Annotated in this window: 24 protein-coding genes; 19 read left to right on the top strand and 5 right to left on the bottom strand. The window is 59.1% G+C overall.

The features are described from left to right. Nucleotides 1-547: 547 nt before the first annotated feature. Nucleotides 548-1,144, bottom strand: coding sequence for a hypothetical protein (locus tag JHD59_RS06025; RefSeq protein WP_199153566.1), 597 nt, complete (start codon nt 1,142-1,144; stop codon nt 548-550). Nucleotides 1,145-1,277: 133 nt separating this feature from the next. On the opposite strand from JHD59_RS06025, the gene JHD59_RS06020 reads away from it, so the two are divergent. After that, nucleotides 1,278-1,832, top strand: coding sequence for a PBECR2 nuclease fold domain-containing protein (locus JHD59_RS06020; RefSeq protein WP_199153565.1), 555 nt, complete (start codon nt 1,278-1,280; stop codon nt 1,830-1,832). Nucleotides 1,833-2,139: 307 nt separating this feature from the next. On the opposite strand, the gene JHD59_RS06015 is transcribed toward JHD59_RS06020, so the two are convergent. The 4 genes from JHD59_RS06015 to JHD59_RS06000 form a co-directional block, all read right to left on the bottom strand. Then, nucleotides 2,140-2,379, bottom strand: coding sequence for a hypothetical protein (locus JHD59_RS06015; protein WP_199153564.1), 240 nt, complete (start codon nt 2,377-2,379; stop codon nt 2,140-2,142). Between the two features lie 18 nt (nt 2,380-2,397). Further along, complete coding sequence (locus JHD59_RS06010) at nt 2,398-2,841, bottom strand: hypothetical protein (protein WP_199153563.1); 444 nt, start codon at nt 2,839-2,841, stop codon at nt 2,398-2,400. Next, the gene (locus JHD59_RS06005) at nt 2,838-3,176 is read right to left on the bottom strand and encodes a hypothetical protein (protein WP_199153562.1); all 339 of its coding nucleotides are present in this window, start codon (nt 3,174-3,176) and stop codon (nt 2,838-2,840) included. The genes JHD59_RS06010 and JHD59_RS06005 overlap by 4 nt, the downstream gene beginning before the upstream one ends. Nucleotides 3,177-3,242: 66 nt before the next feature. Continuing rightward, a complete protein-coding gene (locus JHD59_RS06000; RefSeq protein WP_199153561.1) occupies nt 3,243-4,766 on the bottom strand; it encodes a DEAD/DEAH box helicase in 1,524 nt (507 codons plus the stop codon). Nucleotides 4,767-4,829: 63 nt separating this feature from the next. Between JHD59_RS06000 and JHD59_RS05995 the strand changes: the two genes are divergently transcribed. The 18 genes from JHD59_RS05995 (at nt 4,830) to JHD59_RS05910 (ending at nt 18,024) form a co-directional block, all read left to right on the top strand. Then, entirely contained in the window at nt 4,830-5,480 is a 651-nt protein-coding gene (locus tag JHD59_RS05995; RefSeq protein WP_199153560.1) for a ParB/RepB/Spo0J family partition protein, read from the top strand. Further along, a complete protein-coding gene (locus JHD59_RS05990; protein WP_199153559.1) occupies nt 5,477-5,626 on the top strand; it encodes a hypothetical protein in 150 nt (49 codons plus the stop codon). The genes JHD59_RS05995 and JHD59_RS05990 overlap by 4 nt, the downstream gene beginning before the upstream one ends. A gap of 87 nt (nt 5,627-5,713) precedes the next feature. Beyond that, nucleotides 5,714-6,376 carry a ParB/Srx family N-terminal domain-containing protein gene (locus JHD59_RS05985; RefSeq protein ID WP_199153558.1) on the top strand — a complete coding sequence of 221 codons (663 nt, stop codon included), beginning with the start codon at nt 5,714-5,716 and terminating at the stop codon, nt 6,374-6,376. Next, nucleotides 6,373-6,639: a DUF2829 domain-containing protein gene (locus JHD59_RS05980; protein WP_199153557.1), complete on the top strand. Its 267-nt coding sequence runs from the start codon at nt 6,373-6,375 to the stop codon at nt 6,637-6,639. Before JHD59_RS05985 ends, JHD59_RS05980 begins: the two co-directional genes overlap by 4 nt. Continuing rightward, nucleotides 6,636-7,364, top strand: a complete 729-nt coding sequence (locus JHD59_RS05975) for an AAA family ATPase (RefSeq protein WP_199153556.1) — start codon at nt 6,636-6,638, stop codon at nt 7,362-7,364. The genes JHD59_RS05980 and JHD59_RS05975 overlap by 4 nt, the downstream gene beginning before the upstream one ends. Beyond that, nucleotides 7,361-8,320, top strand: a complete 960-nt coding sequence (locus JHD59_RS05970) for a hypothetical protein (protein WP_199153555.1) — start codon at nt 7,361-7,363, stop codon at nt 8,318-8,320. Before JHD59_RS05975 ends, JHD59_RS05970 begins: the two co-directional genes overlap by 4 nt. A 164-nt stretch (nt 8,321-8,484) precedes the next feature. Beyond that, complete coding sequence (locus JHD59_RS05965; RefSeq protein ID WP_199153554.1) at nt 8,485-8,826, top strand: winged helix-turn-helix domain-containing protein; 342 nt, start codon at nt 8,485-8,487, stop codon at nt 8,824-8,826. 550 nt (nt 8,827-9,376) lie between these two features. Further along, nucleotides 9,377-10,036, top strand: coding sequence for a hypothetical protein (locus JHD59_RS05960; protein WP_199153553.1), 660 nt, complete (start codon nt 9,377-9,379; stop codon nt 10,034-10,036). Next, entirely contained in the window at nt 10,033-11,337 is a 1,305-nt protein-coding gene (locus tag JHD59_RS05955; RefSeq protein ID WP_199153552.1) for a hypothetical protein, read from the top strand. The genes JHD59_RS05960 and JHD59_RS05955 overlap by 4 nt, the downstream gene beginning before the upstream one ends. Before the next feature lie 38 nt (nt 11,338-11,375). Beyond that, a complete protein-coding gene (locus JHD59_RS05950) occupies nt 11,376-13,001 on the top strand; it encodes a hypothetical protein (RefSeq protein WP_199153551.1) in 1,626 nt (541 codons plus the stop codon). Between the two features lie 113 nt (nt 13,002-13,114). Then, nucleotides 13,115-13,996 carry a DUF6651 domain-containing protein gene (locus JHD59_RS05945; protein WP_199153550.1) on the top strand — a complete coding sequence of 294 codons (882 nt, stop codon included), beginning with the start codon at nt 13,115-13,117 and terminating at the stop codon, nt 13,994-13,996. A gap of 112 nt (nt 13,997-14,108) precedes the next feature. Continuing rightward, the gene (locus JHD59_RS05940; RefSeq protein WP_199153549.1) at nt 14,109-15,011 is read left to right on the top strand and encodes a major capsid protein; all 903 of its coding nucleotides are present in this window, start codon (nt 14,109-14,111) and stop codon (nt 15,009-15,011) included. A gap of 80 nt (nt 15,012-15,091) precedes the next feature. Beyond that, on the top strand, nt 15,092-15,508 hold the full coding sequence (locus JHD59_RS05935; RefSeq protein ID WP_199153548.1) for a hypothetical protein: 417 nt from the start codon (nt 15,092-15,094) through the stop codon (nt 15,506-15,508). A gap of 2 nt (nt 15,509-15,510) precedes the next feature. Continuing rightward, on the top strand, nt 15,511-16,287 hold the full coding sequence (locus JHD59_RS05930; RefSeq protein ID WP_199153547.1) for a hypothetical protein: 777 nt from the start codon (nt 15,511-15,513) through the stop codon (nt 16,285-16,287). Continuing rightward, nucleotides 16,280-16,828 carry a hypothetical protein gene (locus JHD59_RS05925; RefSeq protein WP_199153546.1) on the top strand — a complete coding sequence of 183 codons (549 nt, stop codon included), beginning with the start codon at nt 16,280-16,282 and terminating at the stop codon, nt 16,826-16,828. Before JHD59_RS05930 ends, JHD59_RS05925 begins: the two co-directional genes overlap by 8 nt. Then, on the top strand, nt 16,815-17,189 hold the full coding sequence (locus JHD59_RS05920; protein WP_199153545.1) for a hypothetical protein: 375 nt from the start codon (nt 16,815-16,817) through the stop codon (nt 17,187-17,189). Before JHD59_RS05925 ends, JHD59_RS05920 begins: the two co-directional genes overlap by 14 nt. After that, nucleotides 17,153-17,623, top strand: a complete 471-nt coding sequence (locus JHD59_RS05915; RefSeq protein ID WP_199153544.1) for a hypothetical protein — start codon at nt 17,153-17,155, stop codon at nt 17,621-17,623. Before JHD59_RS05920 ends, JHD59_RS05915 begins: the two co-directional genes overlap by 37 nt. Further along, a complete protein-coding gene (locus JHD59_RS05910; RefSeq protein ID WP_199153543.1) occupies nt 17,623-18,024 on the top strand; it encodes a minor capsid protein in 402 nt (133 codons plus the stop codon). The genes JHD59_RS05915 and JHD59_RS05910 overlap by 1 nt, the downstream gene beginning before the upstream one ends. The last annotated feature ends 1 nt before the right edge of the window (nt 18,025 follow it).

Here is an 18,025-nt window from a genome sequence, read left to right as displayed (position 1 = left end):
GAGTCTCGTGGGCTCGGAGATGTGTATAAGAGACAGGGGCAAGGCCATTGGGATCTATGTCGCGTTCTTGGTCGCAATGATCGTCTTCATCAAGCTGGCCAGTGCCACAACCTGGTTCTCCGGCTCCATTCCCTTTTTCGCCTACTTCGTGTTCGGCTTCCTGATGAATCGGGTGGTGCTGCGCGGGCTGATTGAATGGCACCCCGTCTACAACACCATCGAGAATGTCTCCAGCGGCAAGCTGCGCGCGCTGATTTTCTGGCCGATTTCATACCCTGCGCTGTTTTTCAAGCTGGCCGTAGTCAAGCATCTCTGACGCGGACGAAGAGGCCCGCGGGATGCCGGCCTGGTCGTTACGACCAGGCAAAAAAATCCCCGCGCCACAGGCGCGGGGCAGAGCAGTAGTTTGGTGAGGAACAAATGATGTTCACAAGTTGCCAAGCTGGCACAAGGGAGATGTGAGCTTGCCTGACGAGGCACATTATACCAAGCAATGAGCAAATATGAATGCAATGTGCCTTTTCACATCGACCAGCAAGCGATGTGCCTACAGCTTGAAAGAACCGGGTGCCCGGCCTTTTATCTTTGCCCCCAGCTTGTCAACCTGCTCCCGCAACCCTGAACAGCCATCATCCGAATAAAACATTGAGTTCACCGCCGGCAGGCGCGCCTCCTTTTCCAGTTTCATTTTCGCCGCATTTGCACGCATGCCAATCCTGGCACAGCCATACTGACGAATAGGAATTGACAGCTCTTCGTAATCAGCAAGATCCCAAGAGTAAGCGGCGATCGTCTCCTCAAGGCGCGCCAGCTCGTGCTGCAGAGCGAAAATTTCCGAGACTAAGCCTGCCGATAGCAAGCCCCAGCTGACATCGAGCGAGAATGGATCGAATTTAGGGAAATTCGTTGTAAGTTCAGGCTCTCTGTCTGGGGGGCGCCAAACATATCCGTCGTCAAAAGCGGCCGAAACACATTCATTGACCAGCCTATCAAGATGTGCCCTTAGCAGGATCGCCTCCCTTGATCGCCCCCTCCAGAAGCTCCATGCGGCGCGGCCAATATCCTTGAATAGGCTAAGCCCAAAACCGACCGCAACGCCAATAACCCCTACCCAGGGAGTCAAGCCACCGCTTTCCAATGCCATAGCCTTATCGCTCAGAATATACGAATGTTGATGATGGTAGCCGGCTATCCCGCCTCAAAGCAACGACACGCGCGCCATCCAAAGTCAAGACTCTCGTGCTGAACGGCATGGTGTTAGAATGCGCGCATGCTGAATGGAAGAGGGGAAAATGGGAAAAAGTGAGGCTAAAGGGCAGCCTCGTTGGAACGACAAGGGTCTCCCTGACGTCCGGGACGTGCCGGATAGTCAGCGTGCAGAGCCGCCAGACATGCTTGAGCAGGGCGCGACCAGCGAAGATGCGCTGCAGATCCTTTGCACCGCGCTGGGCATGCCTGAAGGCGAAGACAGGGTAAGCCTGGCTTCTCCAATTGGGCCTGTTGCAGTAATGCGAGACAAGCTGCCCCACATAGTTGAGAAGCGAAAAGACGGCCGCGAGCGCTACGCCAACTTTGCCGCCAGCACGGTGGGGGCACCATACGAAGTATGGAGGGTCGCCTACGATGATGGCTCGTTTCGCCTGGCGTTCATAGGTCTGTTTGCAGGCAGGCAGCAGCTGTTAGTCGTCGTCGATGTAGAGGACGACAAAGTCCTGTGGAACATGATGAATTGCGAGGCCAAAGCGCTCAACAAGCATAGGCATGGCACACTCATCTACTCGGTTCGCGGTGACGTGGCAGCTGATGTGCAAGAGGCGCCTGAAGCGGCATAGAGGCGGCTGCTTTGGAAATGGAAAAGGGCGAGTCAATGACTCGCCCTTGAATTACAGTCCGCTCAATCAGCCACCCGCGGACGGAGGTGGAGAGGTTTCGCACTAGCACTAACTCCGCTCTTAGTGGTGCCCTTCCATGAACCGTGATACGCCGGCGGAACGGTCTGGTTCACTTCTCGCTCTGGTGTAATAGTAACCAAGCGTTACGCCTGCGTCAAATTTACATACGTAAATGGTGACGTAATTCAATGCGCAAATCACAACGCCAATTGAAGCGTTGACGAGTTCATGATCTGAACCGAAACATCTACCAGCCACCCCACGACTTATTACCGGCCGCGCTCGGCGCGGCCAGCACATTGGCCAGCCGCTCGCCCTCCAGCAGTTCCTCCGCAAGCTCCTCCAGGACTTCGTCCTGGTCGATGATACTGGCCGTGTCCTGCGCCGAATGGCTCAGGCCTTTTGGCTCTCCAGAAAAGCCTGGCGCCAGCTCTACTCCGACTACGGCGCCGGCCGCCTCAGAAGCTCTGCTCAAGAGGTTGGACATCACACTCATTGCTTCCCCCTACCATGCACCCCATTCTTCACGAATCATTGCTGTCGCTGAACCTGCATTGTGCCCGCCCGCAGCTGGAGCCGCCCCTTGGGCGCCGGACAACTCCATCTCCACCAGCTCCTCAATCTCGTCGGTGGTGGTGGTCGGCTCGACCGCGGCAGCGCCACCCCACGGCGGAATTGAGGGGATGAAGCGCCGGGCCGACTCCCAAAGGTCGCGCAAACCCTCCTCGGACGAGAGATTGCGCACCCGGCCGTCGATCCCTGCGCCGATGGATGCAGCGTGCCGTAGAGCCTGCTTATCGCTCAGACGGTCAACCCCGATGCCTGGCGAGCCATCAACGCCCTCTATTGCCGCCCGAACCTCTGCAGGGCAGTTGAACGGCGCGTGGGTGTTGACCGCCGTCAGCAGTTCATTCAGGCGCAAGCGAAGGTGGTGGGGGATCGGCCTCATTCGCCAAGCTCCTGCAGCTGACGCTTGATTTCGGTAACGTCTTGGCCAAGCTGTTCGAGTTTGGCCAGCTTCTTACGCAGACGAATCTTCAGGGCACCCACGCGGCGCTGCTCAGCGTAGCGCGCGGTGCGCTCTTCATCTAGCGCCTTCACCGTCGGGGCGATGATGCTGATCATCGCGTCGGACGACATGCTGGAAAGCAAAGTCTCGATCACTAGCTGGGTGGTAAGCGAGCAGTTCTTGGTGGACAGAGCCGCCTTGACCGTTTCGATCTTGGCGGCCGCCTCGCCGTCAAACTTGATGTTGATTCGCTTCTCGAAGGACTCTTGTTGCATGGCTCAGATACCAGATCAGTGATGACCGAAATTATACTGACCGTGAACTGATTTTGCGCATTTTCTTTACGCGGCCATGTGGACAAACCCAAGGGCGCCATAATCGAAATCTTCGCCCTCCGACAAGATGCCCTCGTCGAAGCCTGGCGTGCCCGCGATGATCGAGTAGCGGGTTTTGGCGTGGCCCTTCAGATGCTCGTTGCCGTCGTCGTGGAAGTCAACGATCAGGCAGACGTTGGGGCCGCTCTTCTTGGCGCGCAGGCCGCGGCCGATGCGTTGGCGGAGGGCAACCTCAGCCTTGCCGCCGCCGGCCAACACCACGAGGCCCACGGCCGGCACGTCCACGCCGACGTCCAAGATGGTTGTGCCGATCAGCACATCGATGTCGCCGCTCTTCAGCCGGCCGATCTGCCGCTTGCGCTCAGCCTGGTCGTTCTCGCCCTTGATGTAGGCGCAGCGGATGCCGGCGGCCTCAAGCTGGCCACGCAGCACGTCACCATGCGCGGTCTGCTGCACCAGCACCATTGCGGTGAGGCCGTGCTGAACCGCGGTCCTGACTTCGCTGACGATAGCCTGATTGCGGTAGGTGTTGTTGACGATCCCCGCTTTGTAGGCACGCTGCCAGGGCGTGCTGCGACGCAGGTCGCTGGGGCGCTCCACCAGGCGAATGATCTTGAAGTAGGGGCGGGCGAGAATGCCGCGCTCGATCAGATCCTTCTCGCTGACTTTGATGGCCACCGGACCCGAAACGGCCATCAGGCGCATGTTGTCTTCTTCGTCATCGCGCATGAACGGGGTCGCCGTCAGCGCCAGGCGGTAGTGGGCGTTTGTGCAGTTGTTGAGGATCTCAAAATAGCTGTCGCCGCCGGCCTCGTGCGCCTCCTCAAGGATCACCAACTCGAACATTGAAAGCAGCTTGCGTGTTTTCGCCTGCACCTCTGCGTGCGCCGCGCGCTGGGCTGCGGTGGACGAGGCAGGGTCGAGATCCTTCAGCCTGGCCATCAGGGTCTGCACCATCCCCACGTTCATGCCGCGGCGAGGCGCCCACTCTCCGTCACCCAGAACCCCGCACTTCAGACCCAGATCGGCCTCAAAGGCATCCTTCATCTGGTGCATCAGGATCGACCTGGTCGTCAGAAACAGCGTCATTCTGCCGATGCGCGAGAACGCCAGCTTGGCAATTCGACTCTTGCCGCCGCCGGTTGCTACTTGAGCAATGATCTTGCCGTGCGAGACCAGCTTATCGACGACCTTGTCCTGGTAGTCGTAGCGCGGGTCAGGCGGGAAGGCGTCCACCACCGGCCGCTCTGGTCCAAGCGGCTCAGGGAAGGGTTTGCGCGCAATGCCTGGGCGCTTTCCGAGACGAACAAGGTGGGAATAGACCAGCGATACAAAGCCAGCGGGGAACCTGTCTTGCGCCCATTCGTAAAAGGTTGAGCGGCCGTTCCACTTGCCAGTCTTGAACAGCTCGGACATTTCACAGCCAGCCACCTTGTAGGACAGCAGCTTCTGCACCTCAAGGCGGGTTGCTCTATCGGCGCCGATCAGGCGGGCGGTTGTGGCGTTGTGGGCGATTACGAGTTGGGACATGGCTTTGATTGGGGGTTCCGTTTGCGTTAATATCAGTCAGCACTGACTAATTCTAAATTAGCGATGGACAAGATAAAACAGCTTTCGGTCAACCCGAACACGTTGACACCAAACCCCTGGAATACGAACCACTGCACGCCGGATGCTGAGCAGAAAATACGCAATTCCATTAAACGCTTCGGGCTATTCAAGCCGATCATCGTCCGCGAGCTGGCCGACGGGACTCTGCAGATACTTGGTGGCGAACATCGCTGGCGGGCAGCGCTGGATTTAGGCCTGGTGGAAGTCCCAATCATCAACCTCGGGAGGATCCACGACCGCAGGGCCAAGGAGATCGGCCTGGTCGATAACGGCCGCTATGGCGAAGACAACATGACCGAGCTGGCGCTCCTGCTGAAAGAGCTGGGTGCCGATGAGGTTGCGGAGTTCATGCCATACACCGATGCAGACCTGACAGCCATCTTCTCCACCGAAACGATCAACCTGGACGACCTGCTGCTGCCCGACGAGACGCCGGAAGACCCAGAGATCCCTGAGCCATCGGCGGCGCCGGCGCAGACCCATCAGCTTCTGCGCTTCAAGGTTCCGTTCGACGATGCCGACCGCATCACAGCCATCATTGAGAAGGTGATGCGTGACCAGGGCTACACCGACGAGGACTCGCTCTCCAATGCCGGCAATGCCCTGGTTCACCTGCTGCTGGGGGCTGCATGAATCACTCCGCCTTTGACATCGAAGAACTTGAGCTGCAGGACGAAGCACCGCTTCCGCAGGCCTTGACCGACCCATTCAACAACGACGACGACCCGATGTCCGCCTTTAGCCTGGGGCTGCTTTCGGACATATACCTGACCGAGTAACTGCCCCGGAATTATAACGACCATCAACTGAATTGAAGTGAATTCATATCATATCAATTCATTTCAATTCAATTGGATTGAAACCACATGAAATACAAAGACATGGATAAGCAGGAAACCATGCTCCTTGATGTTGAAAAGCTCATTCCTTATGAGAAAAACGTCAAGAAGCACCCCGCAGAAAAGGTAAAGAAACTCGCCGAGTCGATCAAGAAATTTGGTTGGCGCGGCAACCCGATAATTATCGACCAAAACTTCGTCATTCTCGCGGGGCACGGCCGACGCCTGGCCGCGATTGAGCTTGGCTTGAAGCAGGTGCCGGTTGTCCAGGTGACGATGACGGAGGACGAGGCGCGCGCCTTCCGTCTGGCCGATAACCGCGTTGCGGTTGGCGACTACGACCAAATGCTTCTGCGCGAGGAGGTGATCGGCATCGAGGAGCTGCTCGGCGACATCTTCGACGACAAGGAACTGGAATTCACGCTGGCGGACTTGGGCGAGGTCAACCTCGACGTCTTCGTGGACGAGCGCCTGAATGACGTCGTGGACGAGCAGCGCAACGACATCGCCCGCCAGGTCAGCGAGGCGGCGGACAAAGAGGTGCCGATCACCCGCGCGCTGGGCTTTAGCAAGATCAAGGCAGGCGATATGCAGGCCGTCAACAAGTTCATTGCCGCGGCCATTCAGGCGACCGGCATCACAGACCCTGACCGCGCCTTCGTTGCGTTCGTGAAAGAGGTAACTGCATGACCACCCAATTCAACTTTGGCAAGGCACTTGATCTGCTCAAGTCTGGCCTGCGCGTCACTCGCGCCGGCTGGAACGGGAAGGGCTTGAGCGTGGCGCTGCAAGCCCCGGACGCGCACAGCAAGATGACTCGCCCTTATTTCTACCTGATCACCCCAGCGGCCAGCACTCGGCAATTTGGCGTCGCCGGCGAGACGCAGCAGTGTGTTCCCTGGCTGCCAAGCCAAACAGACCTGCTGGCAGATGATTGGGAGCTGGTCGAATGAGCGAGCTGATGAACCTGAAAATCGACGAGCGGTTCCTGACCCGCGTTTACCGCAGCGAGCGCGTGGTTGAGATTGCCGAGGCCTTCGGCATCGGCCTGGACGAGAAGGAGTTCGTCGTTTACGACGGCCTGGATCTGCCCGTCAAGAAGGGCGATGTGATCTACATCACAGGCCAGTCCGGCGGCGGAAAATCCGTGCTGCTGCGCAACTTGGCCAAGCAGTTTTCGGCCATGCCAGGCGAGCGCGTGGTGAATCTGGACCAGATCGAACTGGACGACTCCGCTGCCCTGATCGACCTGATCGGGAGCGATACCACTGACGCCCTTCGTCTGCTCAACGCGGTGGGCATCACAGACGCCTTTGTGTATCTGCGCAAGCCATCTGAGCTGTCTGATGGTCAGCGCTACCGTTTTCGCATGGCGAAGGCCATCGAGACCGGCGCGACCGTGTGGTGCTGCGACGAGTTCCTGGCCATCCTCGACCGCACCAGCGCCAAGATCATCGCCTACTCGCTGCAGAAGGTTGCGCGCCGGCATGGCGCCACGCTGATTGTGGCGACCACCCACACCGACCTGACGCGAGACCTCGGCCCCGACCTGGTGGTGAATAAGCGGTTCCGCGAAAAGGTGCTGGTGGAGCGCATCGAAGAGGCTGCCGCCAGGTGTGCCGAGCGCACCGTGACGCGGGAAGAGCTGCAGAGCTGGATTGGGGAGTTCACGCCGTGACCGACGTAACCGAGGTTTACCGCCCGGCGCGCGATCTGGGCCACAAGCCGGACATCCTGAAGCACATCTATGTCGAGGCCGGCTCCAACGAGGACTGGAAGGCGCTCTGTGAGCTGCACTACAAGGGCCACAATGTCGCCGCCGGCACGCGCTACATGCGCGCCGTCTACGACGACGGCTGCGACCGCATCCTGGTTGGCGTCATGGCGTTTGGCATGCCTCGGCCGCTCGACTCCGGCCGCAACGAAGTCTTCCCGCGGCTGAAGCCAAACGTAAACGGCATCGACAACCGCGCTATCAATCAGCAGCGGATGGCATGGATCAACCAGAACATCACCTGGAACAACCGGACGGTCCTGGACACCATGTTTCGCGGCTGCGGACTCGCCTACCGCTTCAAGAACCTGGCATATCGCATGGTGCAGAACCGGGGAAAAAATTTCCGCTATGTCGAGTCGCGCAGCTCGATGAGCCGGTTCAATCCGTTCAGCCTGAAGGCGGGTATGCACTTTGTGAAGCCGAAGGCCGCGGCCGCACTGCAGACCGGCATTCAGTTCTTCTCCTCGATACTGACCGCACCGGGCTATGACTACGTGGCGATCATGGAGGAGCTGGCGGCTATGCCGGAGTTCCAGCGCGAATACACGCTGCGGAAGATCCGTGAGTTCTACTACAAGAACTCGGCGCAGGAAAAGTCTGGCGACAAGATGCATATCGGGATGTCCCGCGTGAATGCGATGGAGACCTCATACCTCATCAAGCAGACCCAGCAGATCGTTTTTGGCGCCACGATCTACGCGATCTTCGTGAACCCGGATTGGGGCCGTCAGCACGAGCTGCCGCGGCGTATCCCTGTGCTTGCGTTCGACCTGCAGGGGCCAAACCAGCCCCTCCGCACCGATCTGCTGCACACGCTCGACAACTTCGCGCGCATCAATCAGGAGGGCTATTTTTAGCGGTCCAAATGATCAAGGTGAGGTCAGCTTCATCAGGGCGCCCGCGGACGGCTCTACGGTCGCTGCAAGCGCCCAAAATCACGCTTCGCGGGCGAGTCGGGCGCATCACCTGCGCATTTGAATGAAAAATGAAAGGCGGGCGGGGCAACCCGCCCGAGCAAAGGATGAAAATTGAAGCGTTTGAGCGGGCGCGCGCCCGCGACCTGACGGTAACTGCGGATCAGCGCATGGTGATGGGCCTTTTCTTTGACGCCGGCCGGCACCCCATAACCATGACCGCATCCCAGGTGGCGACGGCCCTCGGCCGGAGCCGTCAGGCAGTCCGGTTCTCTCTCAAGAGACTGGAGGCGGCGGGGGTTCTTTTCCGCGACAGGGAGGTGGGGAGTAGGGAGGACAGGTTCACTCCCACCGAGAAGGCAAAAGACATTCTCTTTGGCTTCCGCGGCAGAGAGTCTATCCGGGAGAATCCTATGACGGAGGAGATATTAAGAATTCTTGAGACGTAATAAGCCTCTGAGGAAATTAAATTTAGAATTAAAAAATCTAAATTTAATTTTTAAAAGAAAAATCTTTAATCTTAAAGATTAGAATTTAAATTTTAATATTAAAAAATATATTGTTTATATTTAATTTTTTAAAATTAAGTTTATTTCTTGAAACCCATTATACAGCGAAGAATACCGCGGGAATTCATGGATGTCAAGAAGTAAATCAGTCATAACTGACATCAAGTTGAAGGCCGCGGAAGTCCTCCCCGCACCCTAAAAATCATCGTATCAACCCCTCCCTCAACCTCCGTTTCTCGCCCCGGAAATTGCCCTCCAATGCACGATCATACCTTGCTTTGCGGTAGGGTAGCCCGTTCGGGCTAGGCTTGTTTGCAGGGGCTTACAGGGGTGGATCTCATGGACGAGCTTGCGAAGGTTTGCTCGATGCGTAAAAATCAGTCACTACTGATTGACATGCAAGGAACGCGCTGATATTTTAGCGTCTGCCAGTGGCGAGAAACGGAACCCACGGTGGGCGCCTTAGTGCGCCCCTTTTTTTTGGATCAAAATGACCGAAGCCAAAAAGATAGAAGCCGCGGGCGACTCCAAGCCCAAGAAGCCGAAACCTCGCGCCGGCCGCTGGATGACGCCGGCGGAAAAAGCTGAGTGCGTCGCTCTTTGGGAATCCGGCGAAGTCACCCTGGATGACCTGACCAGAAAATTTGGCAGAACGCCTGAAACGATCAGCAAGGTGCTGAGTGATGCCGGCGCGGTAAAGGGCCGCACGGCAAAAGAGGCCGCCGAGAAGGTTCGATCTGCAGTTGAGTCCTCCATCATCGACGACGCCGCCAAAATCGCCAACCGCATCAGGGAGACCAAGGAGGAGCATTACAGCCTGGCGCGCGCGATCACCGGGCTAGTCAAGAAGGAGATCATCGACGTCTCGCGCGCGGGCGGGGAGATCGGCAACAGGCTGGGCGCATTCAAAGCGCTTGAGGCCGCAATGAAGGTGCTGAAAACCGCCCGAGAGGAGCGCTTTGCTGTGCTTGGCATTCTCAATGGCGAGGACGTGGACGTCGAGTCCCTGCCGGATCTGATTGTCCAGGAGCTGTCTGCAGAGGATGTTGCGACCCTGCGCGCTATGGATACCGACTCGGGAATGGATGAAGACGGCGCGCCAATCGAAGAGTTGCCGGGAGGCATCGACATCGAAGAGGAGGACGAGTGAGCGACTCCCTCTCCCGCCACCCATCCGCCCGATTTGCCCCCACGCCTGGCAAGCTGTTCATGCACAAGGGCCAGAAAGAGGTCTTCTCCGATGATCACCGTTTCCGCGTGGTCGTCGCCGGCCGGCGCTGGGGCAAGTCCCAGATCTCCAAGATCCTGATCATGAAGTATGCGGCGGTAAAGAACCGTCTGATCTGGTATGTGGCGCCGTCCTACCGCATGTCCAAACAGATCATGTGGCCGGAGCTGCTCGCCAGCATCCCCAAGAAGTGGATCAAGAAGGTCAATGAGACGAACCTCAGCATCAAGCTGGTAAACGGCACCCTGATTGAGCTGAAAGGCGCCGATAACCCAGACTCTTTGCGGGGTGTGGGCATTCACTTTCTGGTCATGGATGAGGTGCAGGACATCACCCCGGACGCCTGGATCAAGGTTCTGCGCCCGACGCTCGCCTCGACCGGCGGTCACGCGCTATTCATCGGCTCGCCCAAGGCATACAACTTCCTCTACGACCTCTACATGCTTGGCCAACGTGGCGAAACCTACATCAACGCCAAGGGCCGCCGTGTGCGGAATCAGTGGAAGTCGTGGCAGTTCCCGACGATTACATCGCCATTCATTCCGGCATCCGAGATCGAGTCGGCCAGAGCCGACATGGACGAAAAGTCGTTCAACCAGGAATTCATGGCCAGCTTCGAGTCGATGTCGGGCCGCGTCTACCACGCCTTCGACCGGAAGACGCACGTCGGCACGTTCCCGTTCAATCCGGCGTTGCCGATCTGGATCGGACAGGACTTCAACATCGATCCTATGTCAGCCGTTGTGATGCAGCCGCAGCCGAGCGGGGAGGTGTGGATTGTGGATGAGATCGTCTTACCAAGCTCAAACACGAGCGAGGCGGCGGACGAGATCGAACGCCGCTACTGGCGCTATATCGACAACATCACGCTCTACCCAGACCCGGCCGGCGCCCACCGCCAGCACGGCCGCGGCGAGTCTGACCTGGACATCATGCGCGAGAAGGGGCTGAAGCGTCAGAAGTTCCGTCGCAAGCATCCGCCCGTCGCTGACCGGGTCAACGCAGTCAACAAGATGTTCAAGGCGGCCGACGGCAGTATCCGCCTGCGCGTTGATGAGCGGTGCAAGGAGACCATCACCTCGCTTGAGCAGACCCAATACAAAGAGGGCAGCCGGGATGTAGACAAGGCGGCCTCCGTCGAGCACAGCGCCGACGCTCTGGGCTACTGCATCGAGTATGAATTCCCCAGCCGTGCCTTCACGCCTATGGGCATTTCTCTGTGATTTGAAAAATCAGTCATTACTGACTAGAATCTAGCACTATGGACAAAGAGACCATCGCCACCATCGGCATCACCACACTTTCCGCCGGATCTGGAATAACCGATTCGACCGGCGGGCTGTCGCGCCTGCTGGCCAGGCGTCACCCGGAGTATGACCGGCAGAAAGCCCACTGGAAGTTTCTGGAGTCCTGCTACGAGGGTGGCCGCGGCTGGTTCAAAGACAATGTCTTCCGGTATGTGAAGGAGGGTGAGAAAGAGTTTGAGGCGCGTCTGATGCGCGCCTATCGCTTCAACCACACCCGCGAAGTCGTCGATCTGGTGAACAAATACCTCTTCCGCAAAGAGGTGCTTCGGTCCAAGGAAGTGCCGGATGTGCTGCAGAAATTCTGGGAGCGCGCCACGCGGAAGGGGGAGAGCATCGACGAGTTCATGCGATTGGTCAGCCTTCGCACCTCAACCGTCGGCCGCGTAGCGGTTGTGATTGATTCTGCCGCGCGCGGCGGAATGGTCACGGCCGCCGAAGCCAAGGCTGCCGGCAGTCAGATTTACGCTTACATCGTGCAGCCGCAGCATGTGCTCGACTACTCATACGACGAGTTTGGCGTGCTGCGATGGGTGCTGATCGAGGAGCACGTCCGCGACGACGAAGACCCATTCGGCTCGAATGGCGAGATCCGCGCGCAGTATCGCCTTTGGACCAGGAATAGCTGGACCTTGGTTAAGACCAGGAAGGGGGCGGGCAAGCAGCTTCAGCCTTATACCGCCGGCGCCGGCGACCACGACCTCGGCGTTGTCCCGGTTGTCCTCGTTGACCATAGCGCCGGCGGCGAAAAGTGGCACGCACGCTCGTTGATCGACGACATCGCCTACCTCGACCGCGCAGTGGCCAACTACCTGTCGAACCTGGACGCCATTATCCAGGACCAGACCTTCAGCCAATTGGCGATGCCCGCCCAAGGCGTGCTGCCCGGCTCTGACGCCTACAAGCAGCTCGTCGAAATGGGCACGTCCCGAATTTTCCTTTACGACGGCACCGATGGCGCCCAACCGTTCTACCTGTCGCCGGACGTCAAGCAGGCGCAGCTGATCGTCGAGGTGGTCAACAAGATCATCTCGGAGATCTACCACTGCGTCGGCATGGCGGGCGAGCGCACCAAACAGGACAACGCCGTCGGTATCGACAACAGCTCCGGCGTGGCCAAGGCATACGACTTCGAGCGAGTGAATGCTCTGTTGGCGTCCAAGGCCGACGCGCTGGAGGTGGCGGAAACCCAGATTGCTCAAATCGTCTGTCTCTGGGGCGGCGAAGAGATCGATCTGGCGCATGACGCCATCAGCTACCCCGATGACTTCGACACGCGCGGCCTGGCTGACGAGCTGGACCTGGCGGCGAAGCTGCAGCTGATCTCGGCACCGGACATCGTCCGACGCGAGCAGATGGGCATGCTGGTGGAAAAGCTGTTCCCGCAGCTGAAGAGTGACCTGCGCAAGCGCATGAAGGTCGAGTTGAATGCCTGGCCGGTTGATCCGATCCAGGCAGCCATCGAGGCCGCTGCTGGCCCGACCCCGCCCCAGAAGGGGAAGGGCGACGCGCAAGACAAGGGATTGGGCAAGCGTCCAAGAGACTCCAGGCAGGGTCAAGTGACAAGCGAGACCCCGCAGTAAAGCTGGCACGCAAGAGAGCGCGCGCTAAGCAGCGTATCAACCGATATCAAATCAATTGAAATGGGTTGATACGAAATCAAACTATGTCAAGAGACTGACAGAAAGGCAATTCGATGAAATTTCGCAACGTATGGCTTCGTTACCACAGCCCGGAAAATGGCGGCGAGGGTGGTTCTGCCGGCGGTTCTGGCGCTGGCGCTTCTGCTAATGCAGACGCTGGCGATGGTGACGGTGGTAACGGCGGTCCTGGTGCTGAGGGTGGCGCAGATGCCGGCGACAACGCTGGCGGCAAGGCGGAAGGCGGCGAGGGCGGCAAGAAATCGAGCATGACCGATGCCGAAGCTAAGCTGCTGCGCGAAGTCATGCAGCACAAGGAGAAGGAGCGCCGCCTGGCTGCCGAGCTGGCCGATCTGAAGTCGAAGATTGGCGACGTAGATCTCGAACAGGCGCGAACCCTACTGCAGCAAAAGCGCGACGAAGAGGAGCGCCTGCTGGCCGAGCGTGGCGAATGGGAAGCCCTGAAGAAGCAGATGGCCGAACGACATCAAACCGAGCTGGCTGCGGTGCAGTCTCAACTGGCCGAGGCAAACGCCTCGATCGGCAAGCTGCACAGCCACATCGAAGATCTGTCGGTTGGCTCGTCCTTCACGACTTCCGAATTCATCAAGAACGAGCTGGTGCTGACCCCGGCGAAGGCCCGCGTCATTTACGGCGCCCACTTTGATGTGGTGGACGGCAAGGTTGTTGCCTTTGACAAACCGCGCGGCGCAGGCGAGCGCGCCCCGCTGGTGAACGCCTCTGGCGAACACTTGGGTTTTGACGAGGCCCTGCGCCAGCTGGTGGAAAAAGACAGCGAGCGAGACCACTTGCTGCGCGCCAAGGTGAAGCCTGGCGCCGGCAGCGGCACCGCCGCAAGCGCCTCCGCGGCGCAAAGTGAGCCGCCGAAGCATGGCCTGAAACGCATCCAGGCGGGCCTGGCCAAGCTCGGCAAATAACTACGCTCAGTTCGGCACGAATTTGAGCGGGTGGCGGTTTTGTGATATATAAAATCAGTCACTACTGACTTATTACAAGCCGCCAATTGACTAGCAAAGGAAAAGTCACGATATGCCATTGCTGCGCGAAGTAGCTGAAACCCTGACCAACAACGATCTGGTTGCCGGCATCGTTGAAGAGATCATCGAACGCGATGATATGTTTGCGATCCTGCCGTTCGTTCATACCGAGGGCAAGGCTTACGTCTACAACCGCGAGAAGACCCTGGCGGAAGGCGTGTTCCTGGACCCGAACGAGGCGATCCCGGAATCCGGCTCTGACTTCGACGAAGTCACTGCCAAGCTGAAGATCTTGGCTGGCGACGTGGACGTCGATAAGTTCCTGATGGAAACCATGAGCGACGTGAACAGCCAGCTGGGCCTGCAGTTGGCTGCCAAGGCGAAAGGTATGGCGCGCCAGTTCCACCGCACCCTGGCGATGGGCGATAGCTCGAAGAACCGCAAGGAATTCGACGGCCTGGCGTCCCTGACCCCGGCCGCTCAAACCCTGGTTGCCGGCAAAGACGGTGCGGCACTGACCTTGTCTATGCTGGACGAGCTGTGCGACGCCATTCCGAACGGCGCCGACGTTCTGGTAATGAGCCGCGGTGCTATCCGCGCATACCGCACTCTGCTGCGCGCCACCTACGGCACCGACGCAGTGATGCAGCAGCTGGAAAACTTCGGCCGCCCGATGCTGACGCACAACGGCATCCCGATCCTGATGAACGAGTTCTTGCCGAAGAACGAAGTGCAGGGCGCAAGCTCTGCCACCGGCTCCATCTACGCCGTTCGCCTGAACGAAGTGGATGGCCTGCATGGCATCTACGGCGGCTCCAACGCCGGCTTCAGCGTGGAGGACATCGGCACCGTCCAAAACAAGGACGCCCAACGCTTCCGCATGAAGTGGTATGTCGGCACCGCCCTGAAGTCCACCAAGTCGCTGGCACGTCTGAAAGGCGTGACCACGGTTTAAGCCGAAACATCAGTCATTAATGACTGTTTAAGAGGGGCGCGGGGGAGACCCCAGCCCCTTTTTCATTCAAGGAAGAAAACATGCAGAAGGTAAGACTGACCCAAGATGGCTATGCGGACTTCACCGGCATGATGGGCTGCCATGAATTCGTGAATGGCCTGAGCGTCAAGGAGCTGCGAGAGCGCGACGCCCGCTTTATTGGCGCATCCATTCAGTGCGTCTACGAGGACGGCAGCTCGGTAAACCCGGCTGAGCGTTTCAGCCTGTCGTTTAACCTGACGCCGGAAGAGGCTGGCAAGGTTGCCGATGAGCGCGCCGCCGAAAATATGGAGGCCGCCGGCGTCACGCGCACGCTGGGCAGTTACACCCGAGAGGGACTCGAAGCAGTCGCCGACAAGCAGGGCATCAAGGGGCTGCGTGAGATCGGGAATGCGATGGGCGTAAAGGCGACAAGCGTAGCTGAGCTGATCGACGGCATCCTGAAGGCGCAGGTGTAAAAATGCAGACCTTCGTTGCGGGTCAGCCCGTCGAAATCACCGTTCCACTGCTGGACAGCCTGGGCAATGTGCTGACTCCCACGAAGGCTGTCGTGACCATCAGGGGCGACTTTGGCGACGCGCTTGAAGTCATTGAGCCGGAGCTGGCCAGCCCCCTCTCGTTCAAGCCGGGCGCCGCGAGCGCACTGCCGGAAGACAGGTTGATCGCCGCGCGCCAGGCTGAGGTGCTGATTAGCTACCTGGACATTGCCACAAGCATGCCGCAGGAGAAGCTCTTCACCGTCGAGTGGGTGCTTCGTCGCGGCCTTGAGCCAGGTCGCAATAGCGTGCTGTCGCTGCATGCCGCAAATGCCCTTTCGCTCAGCATGCAGCTGGATGGCTGGAGCGCAGCGGACGACGCGCGCAAGACCCCAGCTCTTCTTGAGGCCTGGCGCCGAATGAGGCAGCTGACCTTCGACCTGTCCGGCTATCAGGACGACAGGGGAGAAGTGGATCAGAGCGGCCCATTCACCCTGGACGACCCGACGCGCCCACTGCATACGCTGCCCAGCCGGTTCATTGACGCGCTGTCCGTCGCCCAGCTTCTTGAGGCCGACACCATCCTTGGCGGCGAACCCCTGCAAGACAAGCGCCTTGGCGGGCTGATGTCGGAAACCACCGGCGAATCGTCGATGATGTTCCGCCCTGGAAAACCGCTTGAAATGCCTGTGTCCCGTCGCACGCTTGGCGCGCTGCGGTCATTCATCGTTGTCAGCACGTTGAGAATTGGCCGTGCTTAGCTACGACCAATTCGCCGATTCGGTCCTGGCCGCCTTCCAGGCGTTCCGGGCTGACCTTGTGGCGGCTCATGGCGCGCTGTTCGTCTCGCCAGATGGGAAGGCCCTGCTTGTCGCGCGCGAGCGGGCAGATGCGGCGTTCGCCGACTTCGTCGCCCGCGTGAGGGCAGCAACCGGCGAAATCGCCGACAACGCCGCGCGGACGAGGATGGCCGCGGCCCTTGTCGGGATTGCCGGCCAAGCTCGCAGCGACGCCAGGCGAAGCGCCGGAGCCTCCCTTATAGGCATGAGGGAGATTGGGGCGGCCTACACCGACCGACTCGGACGGATCTGGGAGGCCGACCGTTACGTCAGGACGGTCGCCCGGCGGGCTGCCGTAGAGGACGAGGTGGCTAGGGCCGCAGCTCAGTCGAGGAGGGCTGTCGCGCGCTATCCCGACCCCACACACCGCAACGAGGGGCTTGTGATCGACCTGGCAAGCGTCGAACAGGTGCGCCAAGTCATGCACCCGAACACTAACGCGAGGCTTCATGTTCTTCCCTAAAAACACCTGCAAGATAACTCGCCTGACGCAAGAGCGCGATCTGTTCGGCAAGAGCAAGGGCGTTGAGAAGAGCTGGGAGGCAAAGTGCTCAGTCGTCCGCCTTCTGGACGGCGTCGGCAAATCAACCGTAAGGGCGGATAGCTCCGGCAGTCGGGGGTTCGCAGAAGAGGAAACCTTGGTTGGCAGACTGCTTCTGCTGCCGCAGGCCGATGTCCAGAACGAAGACATCATCGAGGTAGTCGGTCGGCGCATGCGCGTCGCCTGTGTATTCCCAAGGTTTGACGTCATGGGGAAATTGGATCACCTACAAGTGGACTGTGTGGCATGGGCATCAAAGTTGACGGCGACTTCAACGCGCTGATCGTCGGCCTGACCCAAGAGGGGCAGCGCGTAATGAAAAATGCCTCCCGTCGCATGGCGCAAGAGGCAGAGCGAATTCGCACGCTGGCGATCGATTACGCGCCGGTAGACACGCATGGTATTGAGGAGTCGATCAAGATCGAGCGCTACCAGGCGCCCACGTTCGGCTCGCGCGTCGAGTTCTACGTTTATGTGGACGGCGGGCATATCGCGGCGGACGGAACGCCGGTGGGCGAATACGCCTACTACCAGCATGAGGGGCTTGTGCGGATGAAGGGCGGTGGCTGGGGCTATAACTGGCACCCTGGACCCGCCACCCTCGAAAAGATGGCCTCGCTCGGCGTATTTTGCGGCCCGAAATTCTTGGAGAGGGCGGCAGACGAGCGCGAAAGCGAGATAGAAGAGTCAATTTTCAACGCGATCAAGGATTCATGATGATCTATTCCAGCATCGACCTGCTGTTTCGGACGATTGCGGAGCGGCTGGAGCAACAAGGAGTCGGCAGGGTTGGTGTAGATGTCTTTGCCCTTCACATGCCAGAGGGCGCAGTGCGTGGCGTTCTGCTTCGGAGCAACTTCAATCCGTCGAAAATCGACTATGAGCTGCCCGGATACCGCGAGGCCAAAGTCGTGGCTGTGTGTCGGGGAGAGAGCTACCCCGATGTCTACGAGCTGGCCGACCAAGTGTGCCGAGCGCTGCACCTTGAGAACCAGCGTCTTGGCCGCCTGCACTTCAATCACCTACGGCCGGACACCGAGCCAAATGCCTACCCGACTCAGGCATCTGGACTCTATGAGGCGCTTGTGACCCTCAGCGCCAATTATGTTATATTATAAT

The organism is Chromobacterium sp. ASV23, from assembly GCF_016428945.1.
GTDB lineage: Bacteria > Pseudomonadota > Gammaproteobacteria > Burkholderiales > Chromobacteriaceae > Chromobacterium > Chromobacterium sinusclupearum.
The sequence above is the reverse complement of the archived record's forward strand: the minus strand, read 5'-3'. Positions and strand labels throughout refer to the sequence as shown.